19 protein-coding genes and 1 tRNA gene are annotated in these 18689 nt (G+C 66.2%); 12 read left to right on the top strand and 8 right to left on the bottom strand.

The features are described from left to right. Positions 1–893 (bottom strand): chaplin family protein (locus E1267_RS33985; protein WP_132338745.1); only part of this gene is annotated, 893 nt, incomplete at its 3' end. Between the two features lie 276 nt (positions 894–1169). Next, the gene (locus tag E1267_RS33980; protein ID WP_246064430.1) at positions 1170–1895 is read right to left on the bottom strand and encodes a hypothetical protein; all 726 of its coding nucleotides are present in this window, start codon (positions 1893–1895) and stop codon (positions 1170–1172) included. Positions 1896–2250: 355 nt separating this feature from the next. Between E1267_RS33980 and E1267_RS33975 the strand changes: the two genes are divergently transcribed. After that, positions 2251–2336 (top strand) — tRNA-Leu (locus E1267_RS33975). Here the strand turns inward: E1267_RS33975 and E1267_RS33970 are convergent. The 5 genes from E1267_RS33970 to E1267_RS33955 form a co-directional block, all read right to left on the bottom strand. Next, on the bottom strand, positions 2318–3976 hold the full coding sequence (locus E1267_RS33970) for a recombinase family protein (protein WP_132338743.1): 1659 nt from the start codon (positions 3974–3976) through the stop codon (positions 2318–2320). The two genes, E1267_RS33975 and E1267_RS33970, sit on opposite strands and share 19 nt — an antisense overlap. Next, entirely contained in the window at positions 3973–4122 is a 150-nt protein-coding gene (locus E1267_RS44865) for a hypothetical protein (protein ID WP_165959958.1), read from the bottom strand. The genes E1267_RS33970 and E1267_RS44865 overlap by 4 nt, the downstream gene beginning before the upstream one ends. Before the next feature lie 325 nt (positions 4123–4447). Next, positions 4448–5116, bottom strand: coding sequence for a TRM11 family SAM-dependent methyltransferase (locus E1267_RS33965; RefSeq protein ID WP_165959957.1), 669 nt, complete (start codon positions 5114–5116; stop codon positions 4448–4450). A gap of 83 nt (positions 5117–5199) precedes the next feature. Continuing rightward, a complete protein-coding gene (locus E1267_RS33960) occupies positions 5200–6033 on the bottom strand; it encodes a hypothetical protein (RefSeq protein ID WP_132338739.1) in 834 nt (277 codons plus the stop codon). Positions 6034–6337: 304 nt separating this feature from the next. Then, positions 6338–6895 carry a transposase gene (locus tag E1267_RS33955; protein WP_220449809.1) on the bottom strand — a complete coding sequence of 186 codons (558 nt, stop codon included), beginning with the start codon at positions 6893–6895 and terminating at the stop codon, positions 6338–6340. 223 nt (positions 6896–7118) lie between these two features. On the opposite strand from E1267_RS33955, the gene E1267_RS33950 reads away from it, so the two are divergent. The 5 genes from E1267_RS33950 (at position 7119) to E1267_RS33935 (ending at position 11186) form a co-directional block, all read left to right on the top strand. Further along, the gene (locus tag E1267_RS33950; RefSeq protein WP_132338737.1) at positions 7119–8861 is read left to right on the top strand and encodes a chymotrypsin family serine protease; all 1743 of its coding nucleotides are present in this window, start codon (positions 7119–7121) and stop codon (positions 8859–8861) included. A gap of 666 nt (positions 8862–9527) precedes the next feature. Then, positions 9528–9782: a helix-turn-helix domain-containing protein gene (locus E1267_RS45925; RefSeq protein WP_220449808.1), complete on the top strand. Its 255-nt coding sequence runs from the start codon at positions 9528–9530 to the stop codon at positions 9780–9782. A gap of 15 nt (positions 9783–9797) precedes the next feature. Next, entirely contained in the window at positions 9798–10070 is a 273-nt protein-coding gene (locus E1267_RS48110) for a helix-turn-helix domain-containing protein (RefSeq protein WP_220449810.1), read from the top strand. After that, entirely contained in the window at positions 9995–10636 is a 642-nt protein-coding gene (locus E1267_RS33940; RefSeq protein ID WP_220449807.1) for a transposase, read from the top strand. The genes E1267_RS48110 and E1267_RS33940 overlap by 76 nt, the downstream gene beginning before the upstream one ends. 190 nt (positions 10637–10826) lie before the next feature. After that, a complete protein-coding gene (locus tag E1267_RS33935; protein WP_132338735.1) occupies positions 10827–11186 on the top strand; it encodes a DUF4145 domain-containing protein in 360 nt (119 codons plus the stop codon). A 13-nt stretch (positions 11187–11199) separates the two neighbouring features. Here the strand turns inward: E1267_RS33935 and E1267_RS33930 are convergent, their stop codons facing one another. Further along, positions 11200–11676, bottom strand: a complete 477-nt coding sequence (locus E1267_RS33930) for a hypothetical protein (protein ID WP_132338733.1) — start codon at positions 11674–11676, stop codon at positions 11200–11202. Between the two features lie 358 nt (positions 11677–12034). On the opposite strand from E1267_RS33930, the gene E1267_RS33925 reads away from it, so the two are divergent. The 6 genes from E1267_RS33925 to E1267_RS33900 form a co-directional block, all read left to right on the top strand. After that, the gene (locus E1267_RS33925) at positions 12035–12814 is read left to right on the top strand and encodes a sigma-70 RNA polymerase sigma factor region 4 domain-containing protein (protein WP_132338731.1); all 780 of its coding nucleotides are present in this window, start codon (positions 12035–12037) and stop codon (positions 12812–12814) included. Positions 12815–13056: 242 nt separating this feature from the next. Next, positions 13057–13386, top strand: a complete 330-nt coding sequence (locus E1267_RS45915; RefSeq protein WP_246064429.1) for a pilin — start codon at positions 13057–13059, stop codon at positions 13384–13386. 1 nt (position 13387) lies between these two features. Beyond that, positions 13388–14989, top strand: a complete 1602-nt coding sequence (locus tag E1267_RS44860; RefSeq protein ID WP_165959955.1) for a TrbL/VirB6 family protein — start codon at positions 13388–13390, stop codon at positions 14987–14989. After that, positions 14973–15947: a PrgI family mobile element protein gene (locus E1267_RS33910; RefSeq protein WP_165959956.1), complete on the top strand. Its 975-nt coding sequence runs from the start codon at positions 14973–14975 to the stop codon at positions 15945–15947. The genes E1267_RS44860 and E1267_RS33910 overlap by 17 nt, the downstream gene beginning before the upstream one ends. Then, the gene (locus E1267_RS33905; protein WP_132338723.1) at positions 15947–17689 is read left to right on the top strand and encodes a VirB4 family type IV secretion system protein; all 1743 of its coding nucleotides are present in this window, start codon (positions 15947–15949) and stop codon (positions 17687–17689) included. The genes E1267_RS33910 and E1267_RS33905 overlap by 1 nt, the downstream gene beginning before the upstream one ends. Then, positions 17686–18689, top strand: a 1004-nt coding sequence (locus E1267_RS33900) for a DUF8128 domain-containing protein (protein ID WP_484213946.1), incomplete at its 3' end; no start/stop codon positions are given. The genes E1267_RS33905 and E1267_RS33900, both read left to right, overlap by 4 nt.

Here is an 18689-nt window from a genome sequence, read left to right as displayed (position 1 = left end):
CACCCGGCCGTGGCGTTGCCCACGGCGTTGCCGCAGACATTGATCGGCAGGCTGATCGGGGCCACGACCTGGTTGCCGCTGCCCACCCCGAACCGGCCGTCGGTGTCGTTGCCGCGCGAGCCCACGTGACCGCCGTGGTGGTAGCCGCGCTTGGGGCCGCCGTTGGTGACCGACGAACCACCCTTGCAGCCGGAGAACGCCCGCCCCACGACCGCGACCGAGTTGCCGCAGATGTTGATCGGGGCGCTGATCGGGGCCACGACCTGGTTGCCGCCGAGAATGCTCGCCCGGCCCGACGTACGGTTGCCGCCGGGGCCGCCCTTGCCGGAGTTCTTCACCGTGGCGCCGCCCTTGCAGCCCGCCGTCGCGCCGCCGAAGATCGCGACCGCGTTGCCACAGGCGTTGATCGGCGCGCTGATCGGCGCGTCCACCTGGTTGCCGCCGAGAATGCTCGCATCGCCCGACGTACGGTTGCCGCCCGTATTGCCCCTGCCCTGGTGGCGTACCTCGGCCCCGCCCTTGCAGCCCGCGTCGGACCTGCCGATCAGCGAGACCGCGTTGCCACAGGCGTTGACCGGCGCGCTGATCGGCGCGTCCACCTGGTTGCCGCCGAGAATGCTCGCGTTGCCCGACGTGCGGTTGGGGTTGCCCCCGCCGCCGCGGTTGTTCACGACCTCGGCGCCGCCCTGCGAGGAGGCCTCCGACGAGCCGATCGCGGCGACGGAGTTGCCGCTGATGTCGATGGGCAGCGAGATCGGCAGGTCGACCTGGTTGCCGCCGCCGACGGACGCGTCGCCCGAGGTGTCGGCCAGCGCGGTGCCGCTGCCGCCGAACGACATGACGGCCACCGCGAGAAGGGCCGCAGGGGTCGATGCCTTCGCCCACGTACGCATATCGATGCTCCTTGTGGTTCTTGGGGGGATTACCTGAACGGTTCGCGGACAACCCGAGGCCGTGCGAGGTTTCGCGCACAGCGGAGACCTCGGATTCGCGAACCAGCTGAACTGACGTGTTCACCCGCCGGCGGAGGGGATCGATGCCGCGCACCGCCGCGTTGACGCGTTGCCGCGTTGCCGCGTTGCCGTGTTGTTCAGAGAACGGGCCCGGCAGGGGTCGAGGTGCCTGCGACGTACTCCGTCGCGAAAGACCGGCCGGCGCCCGGGCGGGGATCAGTCAGGTGAGAAAGAAGGGTCGTCCGCCGCTGTGCGGACGACGGGGGGCAGCACGTACGCCGGAGGTGAGCGCCGTGCCTCGAGCCGCGGGTCGAACACTGACCTCGCGACGTCCCCAGTGGCGGACCCGAACGGGCCGCTGCCACCGCCGTTGGGCACCAAGCCGTTGGTGTCCAGGATCTTGCCGGCGGTGGACGGTGTCGGCAGGCCAGGATCCTGCTGGCTGTTGAGGCCGTCGACCGTGCGCCCCGCCATGGCTTCGGCGTTGTCTGACGCCGAGACATGACCGGGGCCGAGGGAGGCGGCCGACGCGCCGACTTCTGAGACCGCGGAGGGGACCGCGGGCATCTCGGCCACGGGCGTGCCCATGGCCGTTGCGGACTTGTACAAGTCCGTGGCCGTTGCGGACTCGTACAAGTCCGTGGCCGTTTCGGACGCGGGAACCCCCGCGGCCGATGTTGAGTGGGACGCTCCCGTCACCGCGGTGGATTCCGCAGCCGCCGGAGCAGCGGTGAGCATGCCGAACAGAACAGCGAGCAACCATCCGGCGGCCACGAGGGAACCGACGGCGGTTGCCCGCAGGACGAGCCGACGGGCACCGGCCGCGAACCGCGCCATCCGGTCGACCCGATCGGTGGCCTTGTCCTGCCCTTGGGAGGCCACGGACAGGCGAAACACAGCGGGGGACCTCTCCCCCGGCTGATGCATCGCCGCGCGCGCCACGTGACCTCCCGAATTCCCAGAACCCTTCCTCAGCGTTGACGAGGCCGGTCCGTGGACTCACCCCTCAACGGTCCGTAACCGTAGCAGCACTCAAGGTTGTCGCAAGGCCTTTTCGCCGCAGCCCCAGGAAATCACCAACGCCACATAGCCCAAACCATCCCCAACAGGCCCAATACCCTCTGGCGTACGTCATGAGCACGCCATCAGGCGCCCCGCCACGCACCATCACCCGGCATACCCGCACTCCTACAGCCGCCTTTCGGCGAGAGCCCGGATTCTCGGTATGACTCACCCCTCAGAGTTTGCTAGCCTTACTGAGCCGACGCGGGATGACGGTCCAGCGTGCAGGCACCAAGTCCGGGTGGCGGAATAGGCAGACGCGCTAGCTTGAGGTGCTAGTGCCCAGTGATGGGCATGGGGGTTCAAGTCCCCCCTCGGACACACACCGCTCGCACATGTGGGGGTTCCGGTTCGATCCGGGCCTCCACATACTGCTTTTGGGGGTAGTACGTGAGCTTCAGCCCAAGCTGCGTGTAGAGATCGGCCTTGTCGTCCGGGTCCGCATCCGAGACCAGCCGCACAAGATCCCCGACCTCCTCGATCATCGCCCTGATCTCGGCGGCGCTGATGCGCTGAACGGCCGGGACGGCCTTCAGCTCCCCTTCCAGGCGAGCGCGTTCGCTCTTGGTCTCGTTGATCCATGAAGAGATCTCGATCGGGTCGCCTCCGGCGTCGAGGGCGGATCGGTACTGGTTGAGTTTGCGATCACACTGCGACAGCCGCTTCCGCAGACCGATCAGAGCCGCCTCGTTCGGGTCGATCACTTGCGCGGCCATCGCCGCGATCGTGTGCTCCAACCTGTCCGGGCCGAACGCGGTCCCCAGCCAGCCATCGACCTCACCCAAGATCTCCGCCTCGCGCAGGTAAACGACCTTGGGATGGTCGAGGTCGTTGGTAATGGCGTACTGGGCAGGGAAACGGCACCGGTAGTACGCCTGCCGGTTGTTCCAGTTCCCCTGCATCCGACGCTCGCAATACCCGCAGAACAGCACACCCCGGAACGCGTATGGTCGCCGGGTGGGGTGGGGTCGATGGCTGTACTGGCCTCTGGCACGTGTGGCGAGGATCTCCTGGACCCGCTGATACTCCTCGACGCTCACAATCGCGTCATGCACGGGATGCTCCGACCAGATCCACTGGTCCTTGGTGTTCCACCGCTGCTTGGTCGTCGTCCCCAGCGCGACGTTCTCCACGTCCAGAAGGATCTCGTCCTTGCGCTGCTTGTTCCACACCTGGTGACCCGTGTAGCGCGGGTTGGCGAGGATCACTCGGATGGCGTACTTCGACCACGCGATCTGATCCCGATGCTTGTTCCTCCCAGGATCGCTGGCCGATGGCGACAGGACCCCTCGCAGCGTCAACTCCTCGGCGATGTCCAGATACCCCCGCCCTTTGAGGAACTCGCTGTAGATCCACCGCACCACACGCGAGCTGACCGGATCAGCCACCAGCCGCCGCAACCTCCGACCATCCGCCGCCTTACCCGGGTTCGGATGCGGACCGGCGTCTTGGAGGCTGTACCCGTACGGCGGACGCCCGCCCAGAAACCGGCCTTCGGTCGCGGTGATCGCCGCCATCGCGGCACGCACCCTGATCTTGATCCGGTTCCGCTCACCCTTCGACAACCCGCCGAACACGCCCATGATCATGTCGTGGGCTTCGTTCGCCGGATCGATCGGCCCGCCCACCTCGGGCACCCACAGCGGCACGCCGAAGTGCTCGAACAACGGGAACGTCAAGCTGTACTGGTTGCCATAGAACGCCCGCTGCGGTTCCCCGATCACCACCGCGTCGAAGCCTCGCCGAGGATCCTTCAGCTCCTCGATCAATGCCGCCGCGTGCGGCCGCAGCTGCCACGGAATCGAGCGGGACTTGTCGACGTCGAAGAACTCCGCGACGACCTCTCCACCACGCGACTCGATCAGCGCTCGTGCCCGATGCAACTGCCAGGCCCTCGAGGCCTCCGGGTCCTGATTGTCCTCGGTCGACACCCGGCCGTAGAAGCCGAACCTGATCGTCATCCCTGCTGCTCCTTCACGGTCTGCGGTTGCTTCAGGCGGGCGGCGGCTTTGAGCAGGATTCGCAGCAGCACACCGGCCGCGCCGGGGGTGAGCCTGAGCTCTTCCCCCGGCACGACCAGCCGCAGCCCGTGATCTGCGCCGCTCACGACCCGTCCCGGTTCGGAACGGGTTCCCGCGTCCACCGGCGACCGGATCGGGCCCTACGGGCCCGCCCACCCCCGGCGGCCCTACATGACCGCTCGCCTCGACCACCGATGTCAACGACCACCTGGACACGACTTCTCACCCGGCGAGACCCGGACCGCCGTACACAGCCTGTGGACGGCGACGGGCTGCGCTTGAGGACCGTCGAGCTGTGATGAAGTGTCGCCCTCAACCTTCATCACCTCGCTTGCGCAGAATGAGAAGATCCTCATGCGCCGCAGCGCACACCGGCTGCCCCTTCTCCTGACCCCTCCAGGCCTCCAGCATCTAAAAGAACGACGCCCGGGGCACCAACCGGCCATCACGCAGCCCGCACAGCAACGCTGCCAAGCGGTGAGTGAGCACCAGACCAGCCGCCTCCGCGGTCTCGATGACCTGACCGGGGAGGTCGACGAGCCGCCCGCCGACCCGGATCGGCCGAACGGTGATGGCGACGACTCCGCCGGGCCGCAGCAGTTCCCCGCATCCGGCGAGGATCTGCCCGAAGCCCTCCATCAGTAGAGGCAACGGCCGGTGGGCGAGGTTCCCCTTGCCCTTGGAGTACCGGTGGTTCGACTTCCCCACCGGCCCGCCACCCTCCCGGCTCCCGCAGCGGACATGCCCGTGCGTCCGCACGCCGTAGGGCGGAGAGGTCAGCACCAGTGCGGCCGTACCTCGCAGGTTCGCGAACACGGTCGCGATGTTCCGCGCGTCGCCGCAAGCCATCCGAGCGAATCCCGTCACCCCTTGCGAACGAGCGTGCTGAACATTGGCAGCAGTGAGACCGGCGAAGTCCGCCTCGTACTCCATGCCCGCCGCGTGCCGCCCCAGATGCGTCGCCTCCACCAGCGTGGTCCCGATCCCGCACATCGGATCCACCACCAGCTCACCGGGCTCAGTGAACACCGAGATCACCTGGGCGGCGATCGACGGGAGCATCTTGACCGGATGCCTCATCGACTCCGCGACATACCGGCCACGCCGCTGCACCCGCGACTGCAGCTGGCCCGTAGCCAGGACCGACGGCAGAACGCTCTCGTTCATCGAGCACCCCCGGCGATACGAGCGAACAGGCAGACGTCCGCGTGCACCGACACAACCGGCGGCAACTCCGCCGACTGGGCACGGCGAAGCTGTCCCAACTCCGCCGGATCGGCCTGGACAACCAGCGCATCACCCTCAACCGGGACGCGTACCGCGATGACATGCTGCACATAGGCCAGCCCGGCCGCGCCTGCTCGCCGGATAATCCCCGGCGCCAGGTCCACCAGCCTCCCCCGCTCGTGCCGCGCCGTCGTGATCACTGCCAAGTGACCGCCTGGCGCGAGAACATGCCGCGCATCCTCCAGGAACCGACCGAGCTGCGGCAGGGCAAGCGTCGGCGGCTCCGCCCTGCACGAAGGACAAGACGCCGACGCCGGACCGGCCGCTCGTCCGGCCTCCGGGTAAGGCGGAAGCGCCGCGATCAACAGCTCCACCCGACCTTCGAGACCAAGCAGGGCCTCGCGCAGTTGGTGAGGCCCGTGTGGACGTAGCCTCACCGCCGCCCGCTGATCCGCCGCGAGCTCCTGCCGCAGACGGCCGGCAAGGTGCTGCGCAACCGGGAGACGCGGAACACACCCGACCCCCAGCCGCTCCATGCCTGCCACGGTGACAAGCACGGCCTCGCTCGTCGGGAAGACATCCGCTACGACGCCACCCGGACGGGAGCAGGCACCGATCAGATGCCGAGCCACCGTCTCGGTAACGCGCGGACGATCCTTGACGCCGGACTCTCCGGGCGTGATGTCGGGACACAGCCACACCGAGAGCGGCACCAACCGCCTCTCGGCAGCCCGCGACCGCTTCGGTCGCGGCTCGTCGTTTCTGCTCATCTATGGTGACCCGCGACGGCCACCCGTTCCCATGCATTGAAACACCAGCTGATCAGTCCTGATTGGAACCGCTCGCGGAACGGAGGCGCTCGAATTGAGCCTCATTTGTCGAGAGATCGGCGCTACCGTGTATCCGCGCGCGGGATTCAGCCTCGGGCCACCGGGACCGAGTGTGCAGCGGCATAGCCGAGTCGAGTGAGACGCGGAACGCGCTCTCTCCTTGACCTGGCTACGCCTCGTTCAGAGTCGAGGAGCAGCGCATGCGCCCTGAGGTGGTTCAGACAATGCGCACGGGCTTGTGTGGTCACTGCAAGCTACACACGTCGTTCAGGTTGTTCGACACCCGCAAACTCGTGCCCAGCATTACGAAGGAATCCGCACTTACACAGGTTGAATTCGTAGAGTCGGTCATGTCTTTGCCGGGGTATCGAGGGTGAGCCCGGTCTGGGTCAGGCAGCCGGTGAGCAGATGGGGGCCGGTACTGGATCTTCTTCAGCTTGCGTTTGACGATCCGGACGAGTCCAGGCAGGTCGGCGACGGCGAAGTTGGCCAGAGCCCGGCGAAGTAGGGACCAGACGCCCTCGACGAGGTTCAGCTCGGGCGCGTAGGCGGGTAACTGGACGATGCGCAGCCAGTCGGCGTGCTCGGCGGCGAACTCGGTGAGCTGGCCGGCCAGGTGCACGTTCAGGTTGTCCCAGCACCACACCAGTGGCGCGCCCAGGTGCTGATGGGTGGCCACGATCAGGTCCCGGTAGTCGATCCAGCAGAACGACTTCGGCTCTCCCCTGCGGCCGCGGTAGATGTGCAGGCGGTAGAACAGATGCGGCCGCTCACCGTCCCGATAGGCCGCAACGCCGGCCATGTTGACCCGGCCCGAGCCCTTGCCTAGAGCCGAGCGAACAGGCGGAGCCATAACAGCTCTGCGAGGCACGAGAGCAAACCGTGGGGCCTTTCGCGGCCGGGTTCTTTCAGCATGACTCGCCCGGCCCTTTTCATACACCCTCAATCGGGCCGCACTCTCCGCATGAGCACCATGCCCGCCACGAAGGCTGCCCACGAGCGGGACCCAACTCACCGACCTGGCTGTGAAAGGCAAGACCCTGCGTCGCGGAGTCGGCGCCGCCGAGAACACGCTCCACCCGTTAGTCATCACCAAGGGCAATCGCCTGCCGGAAATCAGGGTCCTTGACAGCGTTGAATGCCCGGGGTCGATCACTTTCGGAGATCATTCGACTACCGTTCGCAAGGCCGACGGTCAGTCTCGAACACCTCTTGACAGAAATACTTACACAATGCATGATCATTTCAAGGCAAACCATTCAGGTATCCTCACCAGCCCTCGAAAGGACAAAATGAAAAGCCGGGTAGCACTTACAGCTTCAGTTGCGACAATAATACTTTTATCTTCGAATTTAGCTCAAGCGGCCAGCGGTCCTTCGCCAAAACCCGAGACCACTAGTCACTCTTCCGCTCCCCTTGGCACTCAAGCTCTCATTCTGACTCGTGACGAGCAACCCAAGCCCAGTCGTCCCACTCTTGACAGGCTCGCACACGAGGCCAAAGCGCAGGGCATCTCGCTCAAGAAGGCCCTCGACGAATATGCGGCGGAGGCGGTCCGGAAAGACCCCAACCTCCAGGCTGACATGCCTGACGGCCCTGTGCCGGATCCAACCATCAAGGTCGATGGCATACCCTTCGCCGAACTGATCGACCTTAGCCGCCTAGCGGAAGCCAAGGGATACTCTTTCGACGAAGCCATCGACCGCTACGCATGGGTGCCAGCAGTTGATGCAGTCGCTATTCAGCTATCCCAAAACTTCCACGACGACCTGTCGGGAATGGCTTACACCAACGGCGGCCGCAGCCTACGCATCGGTTTCAAAGGCGAGATACCTGCCAAAGCGATAGAGCTCGCCAAGACACTTCCCGGCGAAGTAGAGTTCATTAGCGATAAGGGGTTCTCTGAGGCGGAGCTAAAGGAGGTTCGCGATGCACGTCATTCAATCCTTGCTAGTAACCCAGAGGTTCAGGAGCTGATCGGACGCTACGACGTTGAAACCGGCGTCATCGCATTCCAAGCGGAGCTACACACGAAGCGGCTCGACAGCGCTGACAAGAATCGAATCAAGCAGACCCTGCAGCCTGCACCCTCAGAAAACCCCAACATATCAATCAACGTGACCCTCGTCGACGACCTGAAATACAGTCTCACTGATAATTATCTCCGAGGAGGAGGTTATCTCACACTGAACAACGCGCACATTTGTATGGCTGGCTTCAACATTCAGTCCGACTCAGGTGTGCGGGCCGCAACCACGGCAAAACACTGCGCCGACGATCCATATCTCGTCTACGAGAACCACTCTGATTACGACACCAACAGAACAACGCTGAGTCGGATGTTCCGTGCCAGCTTATACGACTTCGCCCGCTACCAAGGGGGCGATCTCACCTATACTCGCACCTTCTATTACGAGCTCAACTTGCCTCGCTATGCAATTGCAAGTGGCGTGGTCACCACATTGGATCGGCCCATGTGCTCATTCGGGAGATCCAGCTCGGAAGCAGGACTGGGAGCCCGATGCGGGTACATATCAGACGTGAGCACCGAGTACACCTCCGGCGGGGTGACATACCACGATAATTTCGAGGCGGATTATGGTCTTATCGGCGGCGACAGCGGAGGCCCGACCTATTGGGGAGGGATAGCGTATGGAATCAACTCGGGCTCCGACGGTACCTTCTCTCAGATAGCCAAGGTCTCGAATTTCAACGAGTCGGGCGGATTCGGGAGCGATTGGAACGTCTGGATTTGCTCCACATGCTGATTGGGTAGACGCTCCAGGAAGCGCAGAGGAGTGCCGGTGCATTTGCTGGCACTCCTCACCTGCATAGGAAGCGAAGCGTTTACCGGCACCCTCTTCCTATGGTTTAATGAGGTATGATGGCTACAGGTAGACGTCCAAGGAACATACCGAGACGCTTCGCGTTGACCTTCGTAGTGTTGCTAAGTTTAGTGGCCTGCGGAGATGCCGATCAGATCGATGCATCTGCCGATGAACACCCTCTGATCATTGTCCATAGCTCAGGAGTCTACTCCCTCGCGAGTCTCACAGCTACTGTGGGATATGCGTCTGACAGCAAATGCCTCCAGTTGCTGTATGACTCTCCGCAGAGATCGGCAACCCCTATATGGCCCGAGGGCACACAACCCGCTGTTGAACAGGAGAAGCGTGGAGTCGATGTCCCCAATTTCGGCCGGATCTTGCAGGGGGACAAAGTAGTGCTCACAGGCGGGTTCGCGGACTGGGGAAAGCAGCCTCCTCAAGATATGAATGTCGGCGCAGCTCGCGTATGCCCCCAGAGCGATCCCGAAGGTACAGTTTTCAGCATCGGCCGTATTGAGTCTGTTGAACGACAAGATCGCTACACAGGTTGAATGCGTAGAGTCTTCGAGTCGTGACGGATAGCGCTCGATGCGGGACGACCGTGGTATGCGGTACGGGCAAAGGGGTGGGTACACGCCCGCCGAGCAGGAACGGCGAGAGCGTGTACGGCTGCAAGCGGCCGAGTGGTTCGAGGCCGGTGAGTCGACCAAGACGATCGCCGCACGGTTACGGGTGCACGAGCGGTCGGTGACCCGCTGGCGCAAGGCCTGGCGCGAGGGTGGGACGCAGGCGCTGCTGTCCAAGGGGCCGGTGTCGAAGGAGAAGCTGTCGGCCAAGCAGTGGCAGCGGCTGGAGACCTAGCTTCGGCGCGGCCCGCTGGCCTGGGGATACGACGAGAACCAGTGCTGGACGCTGGCCCGGGTCAAGACGCTGATCGGGCGGCTGTTCCACATCGGCTACACCATCGAGGGCGTGGGCAAGCTGCTGCATCGCCACGGCTGGTCGGTCCAGGTTCCGGCGCGGCGGGCCCTCGAGCGCGATGAGGAGGCCATCGCCGCCTGGAAACAGGAGGTGTGGCCGGTGGTAAAAGCACCGCTGCGGACCTGGGCGCCTACCTGTGCTTCGAAGACGAAGCCGGGCAGGGGCTGAGGCCGCCGAAGGGACGCACCTGGGCGCCGGTCGGCGCCCGTCCGGTAGTGACGGTACGCGGCAAGGGCTCGGGCCGGGTCAACATGGCCGGCGTTGCGGCCTATCGGGACGGTGAGCGGCCGCATCTGTTCTACCGCCTGCACATCTACCGCGGCCGCAGGGGAGAGCCGAAGTCGTTCTGCTGGATCGACTACCGGGACCTGATCGTGGCCACCCATCAGCACCTGGGCGCGCCACTGGTGTGGTGCTGGGACAACCTGAACGTGCACCTGGCCGGCCAGCTCACCGAGTTCGCCGCCGAGCACGCCGACTGGCTGCGCATCGTCCAGTTACCCGCCTACGCGCCCGAGCTGAACCTCGTCGAGGGCGTCTGGTCCCTACTTCGCCGGGCTCTGGCCAACTTCGCCGTCGCCGACCTGCCTGGACTCGTCCGGATCGTCAAACGCAAGCTGAAGAAGATCCAGTACCGGCCCCCATCTGCTCACCGGCTGCCTGACCCAGACCGGGCTCACCCTCGATACCCCGGCAAAGACATGACCGACTCTACGAATTCAACCTGTGTATAGCACCTCTGGCGTTACGGTGTTGGAACGTTCATGGACCTGCCAGCACTGCAACCAGGGCACCCTTACATTGATCACCTATCGTCTGGCTGCGGGTCAGACCATGCCGTCCAAGAAGACCCGATAGCTGTGGCCCGTCGAGGAACCTCGCGAACTCGACCAGGATGTGCCTGAAGGAATTCGCGATCGCTTCATGGAGGGCAGCCGCTGCGAGAACGTCGGTGCCTACCGTGGAGCTGCGGCTATGTATAGGGCGACGATCGAGGAACTGGTAAAGGAACGCGGCGCGACGGGCAAGAGCCTCTACGACAAGATCGAGAATCTTAAGCCCTCTCTTGGCGACGACCTAGTAACAGACCTACATGAGGCAAGGATGTTGGGCAACGACAGTGTCCACGACGGCCTGCTGTACTCCGCAGAGGAGGTCGGCGACGTGGCGGAGCTGATCATCGAGATGACCGAGATCTTGTATGTGCAGCCCGCGAGGAAAGCCAAGATGCGTCAAGAGCGGCAAAAGCGGCGTGCGGCAGCCAAGGTCGTGACTACCCCCTGATATGGAGTCAGGCTTAGGCGCCCTCCCCAGGTGCGGTTCCGCCATTCTCTTGCGCTGCCCACTGCTTATTGTGAAGCCGTCCGCGCACCACATGGCCAGGCCACGTGCTCTTTGCATGAGGTGCGATGTTCTCGGCGGCCATGGCAAGCGCATATCCGAGACGGGCGCGGTCACCAGGCGAGGGGACGGTGCTGTATTGGCTGTATTCAGTAGCAGGAACATCCCATACCAGGATGCGCCACTCGGTGTCGTACTCGTCGTCGTGGAGGTAGTAGTCCACGGCTTCTGGCACGGAGGCGACCAGGTGATCCAAGTAGGCGTCGAAGGTCGCCCGGCCGAAACTGTGCGGGCTTCCTTCAGCGTCATCAATCACTCCACGACCTGTCACGCTGCCGTCGGCGGATCTGTAATCCATGACCCATGACCAGACCTTGCTGAGCTTGTCCCTCGTCTGGATCACGAAGGCGTACTGCTTGCCAGTCGAATCCATCCTTCGAGTGTGGCGGCAGTCGACCGCTGCCGCAGGAGTGCGTGTGCCTGGTGACAACATCATGGCGCTGAAGTAGTGAGGTGACGGAAGGCACCGTGTCAGCCACGAAGGCCTGACTGTAGCTTTGCCTGCCCGCTCGATGAGGCGCGTCTAAGCAGGTCAGACACTGCTTGGGCAGCTTAACGGACCTCTTGCGCGTGACTTCAGTCCCTCTCTTTTCCCGCTGATCAGCGGGTCGAAAGCAGCGACTGGGGTGGTTCGCGGTGTTGGCGCAACGGACCTCTGTGTCCCGGGTTCTTCCCATCCGGTGGTCGAGACCTGGATCGACCAATCCGGCGCGACCCCGCGGGGAGACACCATGGCCACCGATCTGCAGGACAGCACAGCCGCAACGAACTCCAACCTGAACGCCCTGAACGCGGCGGACAAGGCGTTCCGATTCCTGATCACGGGTCCGAATCCACTCTCAGTGGACGGCCGCTTCATCGGTCATGAACTGCCCCAGCATCCAATCGGTCTCGGCGAGCTGAAGGCGCTGCTGCTCTCACCACAGGCCGACGACGAACTGAAGGATGCCGTCTGGGCGCATCTGGTGCGGCGCTCGCGGAGCGATGGCCCGGCGTGGGTGATCGCGTGCGTCGGCGTGGCGATGCCAGGGCTGAAGAACCTGGCCTCGCGCACCACGCACGGCTGCCCGAAGCATGTGGTCGACGACATCGTCTCGGAGATGGTGACGAACTTCGTCGCGCAGCTCCGCCGGATCGATCTCGACCGGCCGAACATCCTGCCTCGGCTGCTGCTGTGGGCGAAGAAGGGCGCGCTTCAGGTTCGAGCGCGGGAGCTCGCCTCCATCGAGATCTGCGCCGACATACCGGAGCAGGCGGCCCAGGACAGCGAGCCGTTCATGGTGCTCGCCGAGGCTGTGCGGTGCCGGGTCATCACTCCCGACGAGGCGAAGCTGATCAACGCGACGCGCTTGGAAGGGCAGTCGTTGCGGGCGTACGCGGGGCGGCTCGGGGTGCCAGCGGATCGGCTGTACAAGCGCCGGCGAACGGCGGAGACGCGGCTGGCGCGGGCGATCGAGGAGGGTCAAGTCTCGGTCAGCGGTGACGGACCGGGCTCCAATGTCGAGTGCTGAACCGGTGATTCATCTACGTCAGCCGTGATCACGGCTCGGGGCGGAGTTCTGGGGGGCGGTTGCCCGTTCCCATCGAGTCCATCGTCCCTCGTCCTTCGAAGGAGGACACCCATCCCGGACCGTTCCGGGCCTGTGATCACGGCTCGACGCCAGGTCAAGATCTCGTCCTTGGGGGCCATGTCATGAAGCCATCTCGGCCTTGTCCGTTGTTCGTCATCCGGGTTCCGGCGAAGGTGAGCTTGGTGCGGCGTGGTGTCGCGTCGCTGGTGTGGACCGGCGGCTGCACCATCGCGGCCCTGACTGTGCCGGGGATCGCCGAGGCCATGACCGCGCTGGCCTCCGCCTCGCTCGACCAGGTCATCACCAACCTGCGCAACGTGGTGGTCGGGCTGCTCGTCGGGCTGGCCACGCTGTTCTTCACCATCGGCGGAGTCCGCTACATACTGGCCGGCGGCGACCCCGGAGAGGTCGAGGCCGCCAAGAAGACGCTGCGGTACGGAGCGCTCGGCTACGGGGTGGCGGTGCTCGCGCCCGTCCTGGTGGAGATCCTGCAGCGGATCGTGGGGGCTTGACGTGTCCGGGACTCGCCGAAGGGCGGCCGGGCTGCTCGTCCTCCTGGTGGTCGGTGCCGCGCTCGCCTTGGCGCTGATCAGCGGACGCGCGCTCGCCGCCTCTCCGACAGCGACACCGACGCCCACCCCAACCGCGACGCCCTCGACTTCGGCCGCAGCGCCGGCACAGGACTGCGGGTTCATCAGCGTGGCCTGCGAGGCCCGCCAGGCGGTCAACGAGTGGTTCACACACCTCGTGGAGACGGCCTCCAAGCCGGTGTTCGAGATGCTCGGGTCGACCGTGCTGGCGACGCCAGAGCTGGACTCCCCGGCCATGGCCCGAGCCAAGCAGCTGTGGGAGATCTCCAGGACCATCGCGAACACCTGCTTCGTGCTGCTGGTGACAGCCGCGGGAGTGATGCTCATGGTCGGGCAGGCGCTCCCGGGTGAGAGCTCGGCGCGCGAACTGCTGCCCCGGCTGGTGTGGGCGTTCCTGGCCGCGAACCTGAGCCTGGTCGCGATCGGGTACGCGATCACCCTGGTCAACGGGCTGAGTCACGCGTTCCTGGCTGATGGTGCCGACCGGATCGATCCGGAGTCAGTGTTCAACGCCGTCAAGACAACGATCCTGGCGGGGATCGCCACTCACGGCGTGTTCTTCGCGCTCGTGGCGCTGGTCGCGGTCGTCCTGGCGGTCGGGGTCGTGTTTACCTATCTCGTACGGATCGCGCTCACCATGGTCGTGATCGCGGCAGCACCTCTGGCGTTGATCTTTCACGCGCTGCCGATGACGGACGGGCTGGCCAGGCTGTGGTGGCGGTCGTTCATCGGGCTGCTGACGATCCAGATATGCCAGTCGCTCGTGCTCGTCACGGCGCTGAAGCTCATCTTCTCCGACAACCCGGCCGAGGACGCCGCCGCGTTCTGGGTGCCCACCACGGCGGACCTGGCCGACCTGCTCATGGCCGTGTGCCTGCTGTTCGTCCTGTTCAAGATCCCAGGATGGGTTGCGAGGACGATCTGGCAGGCGAACCGGCCCAGGACGCTCTCGCGCTTGGTGCAGTCCCTGATCATCTATCGCGGGCTGAACTTCCTACTCGGAAAGCGCGCCGGTGCGTCACGCGCGGTACCGCGTTCCGGGCCTCCGAACCCGCCCACCGGCACTGGGCCCAATGGCCCGCCCAGCGGCGGTCCTCCCGGCGGCCCGCCCTACGGCGGTGGTCCTGGCGGTGGTGGCCCCGGTGGGCGGAATCCGAGCTCGGGCGGGCCGAGCGGCGGGATACAGCGACGTCCCCGTCCATCCCGGCGGCCCACCACGGGCTGCGGCGGCAACGGAAACGCCCGTGTGGGACGTACGAATCGCCCGTCCCGTCATGACCACCCAACGCGCCCTGACACGCCGGACAGCCCCGTCAGAAAGCAGCCAGGCCCGGTACCCCATCCCCGCCCGCAACCGGGCCGTCGTGGCCGACCGCCCGTCCGCAACGACCAGCAACCGAACGCCACACACCTACCGCAAGCGTCCGCCGCACGCCGCGCGCAACGCGATCGCTCGCAGGTCACGGTGCGGCTCGACATGCCTCGTCCTCGCAGAAAGGCAGAACGCCGTGCGACACGCAAATAACGAACGGCTGGTCGCGACGATCCCGGCCGACGTGGAGATGCCGGACAAGATCCTCGCGAAGCTGACCATCCGGCAGGTCGCGATCCTGGCGGGGACGGGACTGCTGGCCACGTGGGTCTACGTCCTGGCCGGTGACCGGCTGCCCATCCCGGTGCTCGCCGCGATCGTCGTACCGATGATCGCCTGCGGATGCGCGCTGGCACTCGGCAGACGCGACGGGCTCGGTCTCGACCGGCTCGCCCTTCATGCCCTCGCATGGCTGCGCCGGGATCGCAGGCTCGTCACGGCTGAGGAGGGAGTGCCCGAGCCGCCGGCCTGGTGCCGAGTACGAGGCCGGCTCCCCGGGCGCTTGCGGCTCCCGGTCCGGGCGATCCGTGAGGACGGCGTCATAGAGCTGGCCGAAGGCGGAACCGCGGCGGTCGTCCGAGCCGGGACCGTGGCGTTCGGACTGCGGACCGGCGAGGAGCAAGCGGCGCTGGTGGGGGTGTTCGCCGGGTGGCTGAACTCACTCGACGCACCCGTACAGATCCTCTTGCAGGCCCGCCCGGTCGACCTGTCCGATCTCGCCGACCGGATCAGCCACACCGCCGAGCGCCTGGCCGATCCAGCACTCGAGCAGGCGGCACACCAGCACGCCGACTTTCTCACCGAACTCAGCGCGACCCGGGATCTGCTGACCCGCGACGTCCTCGTCGTGGTCCGTCATCAGGACAGCGAGCAGCCGCCAACGTGGAAGCGCGGGCATCGGCGAGCCGCTCACCGGAACAGCTCGGCGGCGATCGTGGCTCGTCGCGCAGAAGAAACCGTCCGCTCCCTGCTCGCGCTTGGCGTCCACGCCTCCGTCATGGGCGCCGACGACGCTCGCGAGCTGCTGGTGCGGTCGTTGTCGCCGCGCCGCCCGGAACCGGTCGGGATCGCGCGCCCTGATGAGCCGATCTCTCGTGGAGAAGACGCCTGATGATGTTCAACCGACTCTCCGACCACGCGGCGGAACTCGCCAAGACCGCCGCCACTTTGCCCGGCCCCTCATCGTTGAAGATCAATGCTCGTTCGGTCGAGTTTCCCGACGGAGTCTGCGCGTCGTTCGCGATCGCCGGATACCCGCGCGAGGTGGGCGCAGGCTGGCTCGAACCGCTGACCGGCTATCCAGGACACCTCGACGTATCCCTGCACATCGAGCCCGTGCCTCCGCTGGTCGCCGCTCAACGGCTCCGCCGCCAGCTCGCCCGCCTGGAGTCGGCCTCCACGAGCGGCCGTACGCCGGACTTCGCGACCGATGCGGCGGCCGACGACGCCGCGGAGCTGGCCGCCTCTCTCGCCCGAGGCCACGGCCGTCTCTTCCGTGTCGGTCTCTATCTCACGGTCCACGCCGCGGACTCCGAAGAGCTGGAGGCTGAGGTCCAGCACGTCAAGGCGCTGGCAGCCTCCCTTCTGCTCGACGCGCACCCGGCGACGTTCCGCGCGATGCAGGGGTGGACGACCACGCTGCCGTTTGGTGCCGACGCGCTGAAGACGCGCCGGACTTTCGATACCTCGGCGCTCGCGGCGGCGTTCCCGTTCGCGTCACCCGATCTGCGAGCCCGGCTCGCTGAGACCCCGGTGTTGTACGGGCTGAACGTCTACTCCTCCGGCGTCGTGCTGTGGGACCGGTTCGCGCACGACAACTACAACTCCGTGACGATCGCTCGGTCGGGGGCGGGCAAGTCGTACTTCACCAAGCTTGAGGTGCTGCGGCTGCTGTTCCACCAGGTCGAGGTATGCGTCGTCGACCCCGAGGACGAATACCGCCGCCTGTCAGGAGCGGTCGGGGGAACCATCCTCGGCCTCGGTGCGCCCGGCGTGTGCTTCAACCCTTTTGATCTGCCCGACTCCGCCGAAGGCGACGACGCGCTGGACCGGCGCGCGATGTTCCTTCAGACCCTCGTCGGGACCATGCTCGGCGAACCGCTCAATGCTGCGACGAAGGCTGTACTGGACAAGGCCGTGATCGCCACCTACGCGGCCCACGGCATCACCTCCGACCGACGTACGTGGAAGCGTCCCGCGCCGCTGCTCGCCGACCTGGCGACGATGTTGGAGGCTACGGACGCGCCGGAGGCGTCCCAGCTGGCTGCGCGGCTCGCCCCGTACGTGTCCGGTTCGTATCGCAGTCTGTTCTCCGGCCCGACCACCACCCGCCCGGACGGCCACCTGATCGTGTTCTCCCTGCGGGACCTGCCCGAGGAAACCCGCCCGGTCGGCATGCTCCTGGCGCTCGACGCGATCTGGCGTCGCGTGTCCAACCCTGCCGACCGGCGCCGCCGCCTGGTCGTGGTCGACGAGGCGTGGACGCTCATGCGCGAGAACGAGGGTGCGAGGTTCCTGTATCGGCTCGCCAAGTCCGCCCGCAAGCACTGGACCGGCCTCGCCGTCGTCACCCAGGACGCCGCCGACCTTCTCGGCTCAGATCTCGGCAAGGCCGTCGTCGCGAACGCCGGCACACAGATACTTCTGCGTCAGGCCCCGCAGGCCATCGACGAGATCGCCGACGCGTTCAGCCTCACCGAAGGAGAGCGGCTTTTCCTGCTCTCGGCCGGCCAGGGCGAAGGCCTGGTCTGTGGCGGCGCTGGAGACCGTGCGGCCTTCTCTGCCGTCGCCAGCGCCTCCGAGCATGCGCTCGCCACCACCGACCCGGCCGAGTGGGAGGCCGACCAGCCGTGATCCCGCCCCTTCCCGACCCGGCCCTCGGCGGAGCAGTGATCGGAAGCGTGGTCGCCTTCGCGATCGCGGCCAGAGCCGTCCTGTGGCGGTGGCGCAACGCCCGCTTCGCGCGGAACGCTCGGCTGGTCGAGATCGCCGTCCCGCCGCAGGTCGAGCCCGGCAGCGCGGCTGCCTGGTGGTCCCAGGTCATGGGGCTGACCGCACCGCGCTGGAAGCGTGCTCTGTTCGGCCAGCCCCACCTGTCCTGGGAGTACGTGGCCGACTCCGCCAGCGTCCGCGTCCAGCTCTGGGTACCTGGCCTCGTCCCGCCCGGGCTGGTCGAGAAGGCGATCCGGTCGGCCTGGCCCGGCGCTACCGTGACCACCCGTCCGGTCGAACCGCCCACACCGCGCGGGGTCAGGACGTCCCGGTGGCGCATGACCTTGGCCCGCCCGGACCACTACCCGCTCACGACGACGCACAGCGGCGACCCGCTGCGTGCGCTGCTCGGCGCGCTGTCTGGGTTGCGCCCAGGCGAGCATGCCGCCGTTCAGGTGCTGGTCCGACCGGTGACCGGGCGGCGGCTGTCAGCCGCTCACCGAGCCGCCTCCGCGTTGCGCAACGGTACGTCCGGCAGTCTCCGTTCCGAGCTGTTCGACCTGATCACACCCGGCGGCATGAGCCTTGCCAGGCCGGGCGAGCTGGCCAGGATGTTTCCTGAACGAGCCGAGGAGATCCGCGCCATCCTCGCCAAGGCGGGCCAGTCACGCTTCGGTGTCCAGATCTCCTACGCCATCACCAGTGATCGCCCCGACGCCCGAGGCCGCCTTCGTGGACGGGCTCATGAGATCGCCGCCACGTTCGCGCTGTTCGCCTCCGGCCATCAGTATCTGCGCCGTCTACGCGGCCTCGACCTGCCCGGCCGCATGTCCAGCCGCCGCATGAACACCGGGTATCTCCTGGCCGTCAACGAGCTCGCCGCGATCGCCCATCTGCCCTACGACCAGGCGGCCCCTGGCAT

Origin of the sequence: Nonomuraea longispora (genome assembly GCF_004348345.1) — a bacterium.
GTDB lineage: Bacteria > Actinomycetota > Actinomycetes > Streptosporangiales > Streptosporangiaceae > Nonomuraea > Nonomuraea longispora.
This window is presented reverse-complemented; position numbering and strand designations above follow the sequence as displayed.